The organism is Deinococcus piscis (assembly GCF_014653275.1).
Taxonomy (GTDB): Bacteria; Deinococcota; Deinococci; order Deinococcales; family Deinococcaceae; genus Deinococcus; species Deinococcus piscis.
Map to the genome: position 1 here is coordinate 1 of NZ_BNAL01000053.1, position 10863 is coordinate 10863.

The 10863-nt window shown below is 63.5% G+C and carries 6 protein-coding genes; 1 reads left to right on the top strand and 5 read right to left on the bottom strand.

The features are described from left to right. Positions 1-1025: McrC family protein (locus tag IE158_RS12725; RefSeq protein ID WP_189644090.1), on the top strand; the 1025-nt coding region annotated here is incomplete at its 5' end. A 233-nt stretch (positions 1026-1258) separates the two neighbouring features. Here IE158_RS12725 and IE158_RS12730 read toward each other — a convergent pair. The 5 genes from IE158_RS12730 to IE158_RS12750 all read right to left on the bottom strand — a co-directional run. Next, complete coding sequence (locus tag IE158_RS12730; RefSeq protein ID WP_189644091.1) at positions 1259-2017, bottom strand: response regulator; 759 nt, start codon at positions 2015-2017, stop codon at positions 1259-1261. Positions 2018-2051: 34 nt separating this feature from the next. Continuing rightward, positions 2052-2789 (bottom strand): DUF4388 domain-containing protein, encoded by a 738-nt coding sequence (locus IE158_RS12735; RefSeq protein WP_189644092.1) that lies wholly within the window; start codon positions 2787-2789, stop codon positions 2052-2054. Further along, a complete protein-coding gene (locus IE158_RS12740; RefSeq protein ID WP_189644093.1) occupies positions 2786-6124 on the bottom strand; it encodes a hybrid sensor histidine kinase/response regulator in 3339 nt (1112 codons plus the stop codon). Before IE158_RS12740 ends, IE158_RS12735 begins: the two co-directional genes overlap by 4 nt. A 46-nt stretch (positions 6125-6170) precedes the next feature. After that, on the bottom strand, positions 6171-8444 hold the full coding sequence (locus IE158_RS12745) for a methyl-accepting chemotaxis protein (RefSeq protein ID WP_189644094.1): 2274 nt from the start codon (positions 8442-8444) through the stop codon (positions 6171-6173). A gap of 128 nt (positions 8445-8572) precedes the next feature. Further along, the coding region (locus tag IE158_RS12750) for a methyl-accepting chemotaxis protein (RefSeq protein WP_308430690.1) at positions 8573-10863 on the bottom strand (2291 nt) is incomplete at its 5' end.

The window sequence follows — 10863 nt, forward strand, 5'->3', positions numbered from 1 at the left end:
GGGGCCGTCTGTTGGTTTTTGCCGTCTGGAACGAGGTCAAACTGAAGTTGTCACCTACTGAGCTGCCTACTGACCTGGACCCGGCCCAGAGGCCACTATTTGAAGTCTTTTTGGCTTATGCGCTGGCGGGCTTTCGGAGGGCTTTGCGGCGCGGTGTACCGCACGCTTATGTCTCAGTCGCAGAAGAGCGTGCCGGGCTGCGCGGACGGTTGAACCTTGCCCAGCAGGTGCGCCAGCTTCCCAGCCGCGCCCATCTGCTGCATGTCACATACGATGAGTACCGGCCTGACCGCCCCGAAACACGCCTGGTCCGCAGCAGTCTGGAACGCATTGCACGTCTGAGCGCTGCCGAGAGCACCCGCCGCCTCGCCCGCAAAACGCTGCAAGTGCTGGACGGTGTGCCTCCCAGCCGCGACATTCGGGCTGACCTAGGTGCTTGGCGACTGGAACGTGGAAATACCCATTTTGCGCCGCTGGAGTCGCTAGTACGGCTGATTCTTTTTGACCTTAATCCGCTGACGGGTGGGGGAAGTGTACGGTCTGTCAGCGTCCTTTTTGACATGAACAAGGTCTACGAATCGTATGTGGCCTGGCTGCTGCGCCGCGATCATCCGGATTGGGTCATCCGCACGCAGGTGCGAGGTCAGGCGCTGGGCACTCTGCATGGCCAGCCCGTTTTCCGACTCAGGCCTGACTTGCACCTGACCCTGCCAAGCGGCGAAGTTGTGATTGCGGACACCAAGTGGAAGCGCCTGGAGAACGCGCCACACCGTGCTTATGGCGTTTCGCAGGCTGACGCCTATCAGATGTTGGCTTACAGTGCGACTTTTCATCCCGCAGGTTTGCCAGGGCCACAGCATCTCTGGCTGATTTATCCACGGCTTCCCGGATTTCCCGAAATGAGAGAGCCGATTCGCTTGGGGGGCGCTGTGGAGCGGCATCTGCATATCGTTACTCTCCCGCTGGAGGGGGCTGCTTCAGAAGTGGAGTGGCCCGTGATGCCGAGCTTTGGATTTGGGACCTAGAGCATTTGACAAAAAGACGCAACGTCTTTTTGGCGAGCGGAGCGAGTGCAAAACACTGAGCAGGGCGGAGAATGGAGTGATGCGGGGTGCCGTTCCGCGCATCACGTAATTCGGAGAACTGCTCTAGAGCGGCCTGCCTGCCTTGCCCAGAGTGCATCTCTGTGTCCATGATGCGGAGCATCCGGCCCAAAAAATCCCCTGCGGGAAGGCAGGGGAGAGGGAAAACGGCCAGCTCAGAGGCGGCTGAGGGTCACGAGCAGCTTGTCGCTCAAGAAACGGATGGTCAGGCGCTTGCCGCCCAGTTCCAGTTCCACCTGGCTGGCTCCGCGCTCGTCCAGCTGACCCGCCAGAAAGTCAGCGGTGCCGATATAAAAGCGGGCAAACTGGCCGATGTTGTCCGGCAGCGGTTCGCCCCGGCGCTCCAGCACTTCGCCGCTGCGCTCCACCAGGGCCGTGCCCAGCACGCCAGGCATGTTGGCGGCGCGGTCCAGCATGGCCCGCAGAGCTTCGCCGTACTCGTAGGTCCGCAGTGGTGCTGTGGGCGTGACCGCCGCAGTGGCAGCTTCGGGAGCAGCAGGCTCATCCTGTAAGGCGGTGTCTTGCCGCTCCTGCGCCGCAGAGGGGGCCGCTGCGCTGGCCAGGGCGTGCTGCACTGCGGGCATCAGTTCTTCTTGGCGGAAGGGCTTTTTCAGCACGCCCGCCGCCCCCACGTCATGGGCCTGTTGGCGGGTTTCAGCGTCCACGTTGCCGCTGATGATCAGCACTGGAATGTGTTGGTAGCGGCCATCGGCCTTGAGGGTCTGGCACAGCTCGAAACCGCTGAGGCCGGGCATAATCACGTCCGCGATCACCAGGTCAGTTGGTTCATCCATCTGCTCCAGGGCGGCTTCGGCACTGGCCGCCGTGCGGACATTCAGCCCTTCTTTTTTCAGGGACAGCTCCAGCGCTTTGCGGACGCTGATGCTGTCATCAATCACGAAAATATTGCTCATTGGTTCTCCTTGGGGCGGTGGGAAAATGGGGAATTCAGGCGGACGCGGCGCGTTCGGCGTGGCGGTGGTCGAGGTCAACCGTGACTTCCATCAGCAGACGCTCGGTGCGTTCCTCGATGTTGCGTGGGGGCGGGCCACTGGGCAGCTCGGCGCGGCAGAACCGGAAACGGCTGTCTGGGTCTTGACCGACCCTGTCCAACAGTTCCAGCAGGGCTGCGTGCCCAGTGTGACCACCAAATTCGGCGTAGGTTATGTCGCCACCTTGCATCAGCAGGTAGCCGCGGCGGTCCTGGGACTCAATCAGCCAGTGACCGCTCAGCTGCATCTCGGCCACCCAGCTGATCAGCTCGGCAAGGCCCACTTCGCCCATCTGACCGCGCAGATCACCGGGGGCGGAGTCGCAGGGCAAAGCCGGCCCTGCTGGAACGCCAACCTGCTGGAGCACCATCCGTACCAGGTCCAGGGTATTGGTCGCTGGCTCGACATTGTAGTTGGGGGGCTCGGCGTGCTGCTGGCCCGTCTGTGACGTGATCAAGTACACCGGCGTCAGTCGAGTGGCCGGCTCATAGCGCAGGATGTTGCGGAAATCCTCGCCGGTCATGTCCCCAACGTCCTCGCTACAGATCACCGCGTCCACTTCAGAGCGCTCCAGTTCGGTCAGGGCCGGAAGGGCCCCCTCACTGAGCGAGGGGCGCGCTCCAGCGGCGCTGATCAGCCAACCGATCAGCGCGGCGCGCGCCGGGTCCGACATCACCACGAAAATCCGTTTCATCTGCTCTCCACCATGCTGCCCAGTCGCCGCAGCAGCAGCGCTTCATCTACCGGCTTGCTGAAGTAGTCATTGGCTCCCAGCTGGAACGCCAGCCGCTGGTGTTTTTCACCGGCGCGGGTGGTCATCACGACCAGTGGCAGGTCAGCCGTCGCAGGACGGGCACGCAGGGCCGAAAGCAGCTCGTAGCCGTTCATGCGGGGCATTTCGAGGTCGGAGATGACCAGGCTGAAGCGGGGGTCCAATTGCAGCAGGTCCAGGGCTTCTTGGCCGTCGACGGCGGTGACCACCTCGTAGCCGCCGCGCTCCAGCATGCGGCTGACCAGCCTACGCACCGAGAGCGAGTCGTCCACCAGCAGCACCCGCGCGGCCTGACGGGTTTCCGCCGTGTTCCGGGACTCGGGACGCAGCCAGGTTTCGCGCCGCCGGGCCAGCCGGGCCACGCCCGCGGGGTCGATGATGGGCATGGGCTGACCACCCGCAGAAATCGCGGTACCTGACAGGTAATCCAGTTGGGCCAGGGCGCTGCCCAGGGCGCCCACAGCGGCTTCGTTGATTTCCCCAAAAGCATCGACCCGTACGGCCACGTCGCCGGTCACCAGGTTCAGAACCACCAGGTTGTAGGTCTCGCTGGGTTCGTCCACGCCCCAGATGCGGCGCAGGTCAATGACCGGCAGGCGTTCGCCGTTCAGCAGCAGTTCGGGGCCATGCTGGCCGCTCAGGAGCTCGCCAGCGCGGCGCTCCAGCAGCACGCGCACGGTGCCCACCGAGAAGGCCACTTCCGAGTTGCCCACCCGGCAGGTCAGCAGGTCGGTGATGCGCTGGTTGGTCGGAATACGCATGGTAAAGGCGGTGCCTATGCCGGATTCGGTCTGAATCAGCAAGTCGCCGCCCATCTGGCGCAGCGTGCTGGCGACCACGTCCATGCCTACGCCGCGCCCAGCTTCGGCGCTGACCGTCTGAGCGGTGGACAGGCCAGGCAGCAGGATGAGGCGGGCCAGGTCGGCCTCGCTCATCTGGTCGAGCTCCTGCGCCGAACGCAGGCCCTTTTCCAGCGCGCGCACGCGAATGGCGTCGTGATTCAGGCCCTGGCCGTCGTCGGCCACGGTCACTTCTAGGAAGTTGCCCACTTCGCCCACGCGCACCGTGACCTGGCCCTGCTCAGGCTTGCCAGCAGCGCGGCGCACTTCGGGCGCGTCAATGCCGTGGCTGGCGGCGTTGTTCAGCAGGTGCAGCAGGGGCTCGGCCAGCTGTTGCAGTACGGCGGTGTCCACTTCGGTGCTCTCGCCTTCGACGTGCAGTTGCAGCCGGTCTTCACGCTCGCGGGCCCAGCGGCGCAGGCGGCTGGCGGTGCCGCTAAACGGCACGCGGCTGGTGCGGCTGAGGTCCAGACGCAGGCGGCGGGTCAGCTTGCCGAGGTCTTCGCTTTCTTCCTGCAAAGTCCGCAGCCCCTGCTCGAAGCGGGAACGCACCTCGGAGAAGTCGGCGGCCAGCTCGGTCATGGACCGCGCCAGGATGTTCAAGTCGTTGTAGGTGTCGAATTCCAGCTCGTCGAACTGTTCACTCAGGTCGGTACCGAGCACCGGAGCGCGGCCTGTGTCGGCTGTTCCGCCCGTCACCATGTCGGGGTTGAGGTAACGCTCCTCAAAGTCACGTACCGTGCGGCTGAAGCGGGCCTGCGATTGGTCCAGTGCACTTTGTAGCGCCGCAAACTGCCCCAGGGCCTGTTCCAGCCGGGCACGCGACACCACCAAGTCACCGACCTGCTCCATCAGGTCTTCCAGGCGGCGGGTGTCCACGCGCACACTGGTGCGTGCGGGCAACAGCGCAGGGCTGGAGACGGGGGCGACTGGTGCAGCTGTGCGGAGCGCTGCGGCCTGCTCGCTTTCCAAGACGCTGTCCCAGCTGCGGCCCAGGGCCAGCTGCTGCAGGCGTTCGCCCAGCAGTGAAGCGTCGGCGCTGACCGTGCCGCTGCCGCCCTGGCTGAGTTCCAGCATGCGGGCCAGCACGTCTACGGCTTGGTCAATGGTGTCCACCACCGGCGCGCTCAGTTGCTGAGTGCCGTCACGCACAGCGCCAAAGAGGTCTTCCAGGCGGTGGGCAAAGTCACCCAGTGGCTGGAGGCCCACCATATAAGAGCTGCCCTTGATGGTGTGTGCGGAGCGGAACAGCTCGTTAATGTCGGCTGAGCCGCCCAGTTGCGCGCGCAGCGCATCAATGTGCTCCTGCACTTCGGGCGCGAAGTATTCCATCACTTCGGCATTGTCCCGGCCAAAGGTGTGCAGTTCTCGTTCCAGAGTGCTGGACGCAGATTCACTGTGCTGCTCGTCACCCTGGTCTGGGGCCTGCGCGGCTTGCTGGGCGGCGGCGCGCTGGGTTTCGCGGGCCACCACTTCGGCCCAGTCGTGGCCACCGGCGAGCAGCTGCAAGCGGGTGGCAAGGCGCTCCGCCGGCTCATCCAACTCGGCACGCTCACCACCTGCAACCTGCAACATCTGCGCCATCAAGCTGCTGGCCAGTTCCAGGGTATCGGCGGCGGGGCCTTCCAGTTCCTGCCGCTCTTCCCGTACGGCCCCCAGCAAGTCCTCCATACGGTGGGCAAAGTCACCCAGCGGTTGGAGGCCCACCATATAAGAGCTGCCCTTGATGGTGTGTGCGGAGCGGAACAGCGCATCAATATCCGGCTCGGCAGCGCCCAGGCCCAGCTGCAAAGCATCCAGGTATTCTTGCACCTCTGGCGCAAAGTACTCCCAGACTTCGGCGTTGTCGCGGGCAAAATCTTGGAGCTGCTGGCTCAGTCGGTCCGTGACCACAGCTGCTGTCTGGGCCGAAGCGTCCGTCCCGAGTTCGGCCATGTCAGGGCGCGCCGCTTCATGCTCCGCTCCCTGACCGCGCAGGTGACCGCGTGCCAGGTGGAAGGCTTCGGGCTGGGCCCGCAGCAGTTCACCCATCTTCTGCGCGGCGCTGCTCTGGGCAAAGGTCAGACCCAGACTGCCTTCACTGCCGGTGGTCTCTGCTTGACTGATGGCCCCCTGCAGAGCGGCAACGATGCCGTCCATCACGTCGGTGTAGGTGCTTTGCAGCTCGGGTTTGAGCCGGGGACGGGGCATCAGCAGCCGCTCGGCCACCGATGCCAGCTGGGCCATCTGCGGGAAGCCGTACAGGCCAGCTGTACCGCGCAGACGGTGGGTCAGCACGCCCAGGGCTTCCATCTGCGAAGCAGCGTCCTCGTAACTCTGGGTCCTCTTGAGTTGTTGCAGGCGCTCATCAATGCCGGACATGGTGCCCCTGACATCTTCAAAGAAAAAGTGCAACAGTTCGTTGTTGGCGGTGGTCATGAACTCCCTTTCAAAGTGGCCTGCTGCGGGCCGCACGGCACTGGCATCAGCTGGGCAGGCGGAAACGCGTCAGCGAGGCGTTCAGACGTTCGGACAGCTGCTGAAGCTGCTCGGCAGCGGCGCGGCCCTGCTCCACCGATTCTTCGGAGCGCTGAGCAATCTGAGCAATCTGCTGCACGGCGCTGCCCATCTGGTCGATGCCCTGTACCTGCTGCTGGGTGGCAGACGAAATACTCTCGGCGAGCTGCGCGGACTGCTGGGTCAGTTCACCAATCTGGCGTAGGCGTTCACCGGCACTGCCCGCCACGCGGTAGCCCTGCTCCACCTCGCGGGTGGATTCTTCCACGTTCACGACCACGTCCTGAATCTCGGTCTGAATGTTCTGGATCAGTGCGGCGATGCGGCCCGTAGCGGCAGCCGAGTTGTCTGCCAGCTTGCGCACTTCGTCTGCCACGATGGAGAATCGTCCGCCCGCTTCACCGGCCCCCGCCGCCTCGATGGTGGCGTTGAGTGCCAGCAAGTTGGTCTGGCGGGCAATGCCCGAGATGGTATCTACAATTTCCTGAATTTCCAGCGAACGGTCCCCAAGGCCTTTGATGCTCTTGGCCACGCCCTGTACCTCGCGGCGGATGTTCTGCATGCCGTCCAGGGTACTGGTCACAGCTTCTTGGCCCTGCTGCGAGGCAAGCAGTGCCTGGCGGGCAGCGTCGGCAGAAGCCTGCGCCTGCTCGGCCATCTGGCGGACCGAGTTGGTCAGCTCCTGCACCTGCTGGGCCACGCGCTGCGCTTCGGCGGCGGTCATGGCCGTACCTTCTTGAATCTGCGAGGTGGTCGCCAGCATGGTCTGTGAGCCGCTGGTCATGGAGCCCGAGGCTTTTTGCACGTCGCCAAGCACGTAGCCCAGCTCCTCGGTCATCAGGTTGATCGAGTCCACCACGTTGCCAAGCACGTCCTCGGTCACGACGCCGCGCTTGGTGAGGTCACCTTCAGCGATGTCCATCGTGACGTCCAGGAACTGCCCGATGTTGTTCTGGAGGCGTTCTTGCTCCAGGCGCTCTTGCTCGGCGCGCTGTTCGTTGGCTTCCAGCTGGGCGGCGGCAGCATTGAAGGTGGTGGCGAGGGTGCCCAGCTCGTCACTGCTGGTGACGGGAATGCGGGCACCGAACTGCCCACGCGAAAGAGCCGTGGCCGCCTGGGTCAGTTGGCCGAGCGGCTGCGTGATAGCGCGGAGAATCAGGTAAGCCAGCGTGGTGGCCAGTGCGATGCTGCCCACCAGCAAGATTAGCGAGAGAATCTCGCTGCGGCGAATGGCATCACTCTCTTGGCGCAGCTGTTGTTGCAGTGCCGACATGGCGGCCTGATACGCCTGCGCTTCGGCGTCGAAGGACGGCTGCAGCGCGGGGAAAGCCTTATCGCGGGCCAGGCCCACACGGTTTCCGGCCAGGAAAGCAGTTTCAAAGTTGCTGAACACCTTGCCCATGGCCGCTTTCATGTTGTCCAGGGCTGCTTGCAGTTCAGCGGACTGCGCTGGGTCTGCCTGGATGGCACGCTCCATGCTGCTCACCATCAACTGGTGGGCGGCGCGCGCATTGGCGAGGTGAACGCGGTATTCGCGCTGGTTGCCTGAGTCAATCGCGCCAGTCGCAGGGTCTGCCTCGCTGTAAGCGCGCACGGTCAGCGAACGCGTAAAGCCGGTGTCGTTCCACTGTGAGGGAAACACGTTGGTGGTCATGTTCAGCAGCGCGTTGGTGGCCGCGTTGTCCGAGTGGGCCAGGTTCGAGGCCTGCACCACTGACTGGGTGAGGGGCAACACCTGCTTGCTGAAAATGGTGTCGAACGATTGGGCGAGCTCTGCGCCGGTAGGCGGCTGAGGGCCTTTCAGCTTGGCCAGGAATTCTTGCCACGCCTTGTTGGTCTGGACGATGGTTTCGGTGATCTCGCCGCTGAGGGGCGCAGTTTGGGTGAGCTGCTCAAGCTGCGCGAGGTTTTCGGTCACTTTCTGAACTTCGGGCACGATCAGCTGCTCACCGCGCTGGTTGGCGCTCAGGGCACGCGAGATGGCACCACGGCTGAGCTGGGTGTCACCCAGCAGATTGGACAGCTGCTGGAGGTACAAGTAGCCCTGCTGTTGGTGCTGCACGGACTCAAGCTCATGGCTGGCTGCCGCGACGTTGGTGCCCACGGAGTAGATCAGCGGCACGCTCAGGGCCAGGGTGAGCAGACCGACTTTCTGGGGCACGCTGAGGCGGCTGAGAAAGTTGCCGCGTGGGACGTTGCTGGTCTGCACGGGGGACGAAGGAAGTGAAGGTGTAACAGTCATATGGGGCTCCTATCGGTCACTGGGAAGATTCGGTCATGAAGGGCGGACCACAAAGGGCGTAAGCTTTGGCCTGCGGCACTGTGCCGGTTCAGCTGGGCCGGTTCAGGTTTGCCAGTCCAGTGGGGCAATCAGCCCGGCAGGCGGAAACGTGAGAGCGAGGCGTTGAGCTGGTCAGCGAGGCGCTGCAACTGGTCGGCGGCGGCGCGGCCCTGCTCCACCGACTGCTGGGAGCGTTCGGCGGTCTGAGCGATGTCCTGCGCCGAGGCGGATACCTGCTCGATGTTCTGTACCTGCTCGCGGGTGGAAAGCGAAATCTGCTCGGCCAGGCGGGCCGATTCGCGTGACAGCTCACCGATTTGTTCGAGGCGCTCACCAGCGGTGCCGGCCACGGCGTAGCCCTGGTTGACCTGTGCGGCGTTGTCGCGCATGGTGCGCACCACTTCAGCAATCTCGCTTTGAATTCCGCTGATCAGGGTGGTGATCTGACGGGTGGCCTGCGCGGATTCATCGGCCAGCTGTCGCACCTCTTCGGCCACCACGCTAAAGCGTTCGCCCGCTTCGCCAGCACCCGCCGCTTCAATCGAAGCGTGCAGCGACAGCAAGTTGGTCTGTGAAGCAATCCCCGAGATGGTGTCCACAATCTGACCGATCTGTTTGGAGCGCTCCGAGAGTGCGGCGATGCGCTCTTCGGCAGTCTGGGCGGTGGTGCGGATACCCTGCATACCGCTCAGCGTTTCCTGCACTGCCTGACGTCCCTGGTTGGCCGCGATCAGGGCCTGACGGGCGGCTTCGGCTGTGGCCTGGGCCAGCTGCGCCATGTCCTGAATCTGGCGGTTTACTTCGGCGGTCTGCTGCGCCACGTTCAGGGCGGCCTGCGTGGTCTGCGCCGCGCCTTGCTGAATGTCCTGGGTCGAGCTGAGCATCTGACGGGAGCCGCTGGTCACGGAGCCCGAGGCTTTCTGCACGTCGCCAAGCACGTTGCCCAGCTCCTCAGTCATCAGGTTGATCGAGTCCACCACGTTGCCAAGCACGTCCTCGGTCACGGTGCCGCGCTTGGTGAGGTCACCTTCGGCGATGTCCATCGTGACATTAAGGAACTGCCCGATGTTGTTCTGGAGGCGTTCTTGCTCCAGGCGTTCTTGCTCAACGCGCTGCTGGTTGGCCTCCAGCTGCATGGCGGCGGCATTGAAGGTGTTCGCAAGGGTGCCGAACTCGTCGCCCGTGGTGACCGGCACGCGGGCACCGAATTGACCCAGCGAAAGCGCCTGCGCGCCTTTGGTGAGGTGGCCCAGAGGCTGGTTGATGGCGTTCGACAGTACGCGGGTCAGAACGTACAGGGTCAGCGCACCTAGGATCACTCCAATCAGGATGGTCAGCAGATTGTTCCGTGCCCGGTCACGTTCTGCCGCCAGTCGGCCCTCCATGGCCTTGGTGGTGGCGGCGAAAGCTTGGTACTGCGAGTCCAGACCCGCATTCAGCCGCTCATTTACCTGTGCAGAAGTCAGGGCGGTTTTGTTTTTGTCCAGCATTTCAGCCCGAATCAGGTCATTGGTGGCCTGCATTTCGGCCAGCATCCGGTCATAGCTGGGCTTCAGGGCGCTGGCGAGGTCTGGGTATTCCTCAAACATGGTCGCCGCTTTTTGAGCGATGTTCGCCGTTGCCGCCTCACTGCGTTCCAGCAGGCTGGCAACCTTGACTTGCTGGGCTTCACTGATGACGCCATCACGGGCCCGAATCTCATCCAGGGCGGTCAGGGCGCGCTGTACCTGGAAGCTGCTTTCAGGCAAGGCCACTGGCAGGATGTCCGTCGAAAGCACCGCCAAATCGGTGGCCGCGTGGGTGCCGTCTTTGGTTCCTGCGAGCAGGTTGCCACCTTCAGCAATGAGTCCGAAGAGGTTGGCCAGTTCGCCGTTGAGCGCAGAGCTGACCTGGCTGTTGAGTGTGGTTGAGCTGAGCTCTCCGCTCTGGATACCGGCAACAATTCTTTCAATTTTCTGCTGCAAGGCGCTGGTCACGTCTTGCAGCTCTTGGTGATCGTGGCCGTGCTCCAGCAGCGTTTGTGACAACAAATTCATGTTGGTCTGCAGGGCTTCTGTCTGGCCACCCATCTGCGAGAACGGCAGACTGCGCATGTACCGCAGATTTTTCTGCAGTTCCTGCATGGGGGTATAGGCTGCAACAATTTCCAGGCGTTCTTCAGCGGTCTTATAGTCCTGGTAGTAGGTGTAGAGCTGTGTCAGACCCAGTCCCAGGAACGGGAGGGTCATGTAGCCCAATGCCGCCGCGATCTTGTGGCGGACCGGCAGGTTGGACAGAAAGTTGCCCTTGTGGCGGGCAGTAGGCGGTTGGGTGGTGGGCAGCTCCCTTTGTTTGGACAAATCTAAATAGAGGCCCAGCTCAGGGGGAATATACCGTGTCA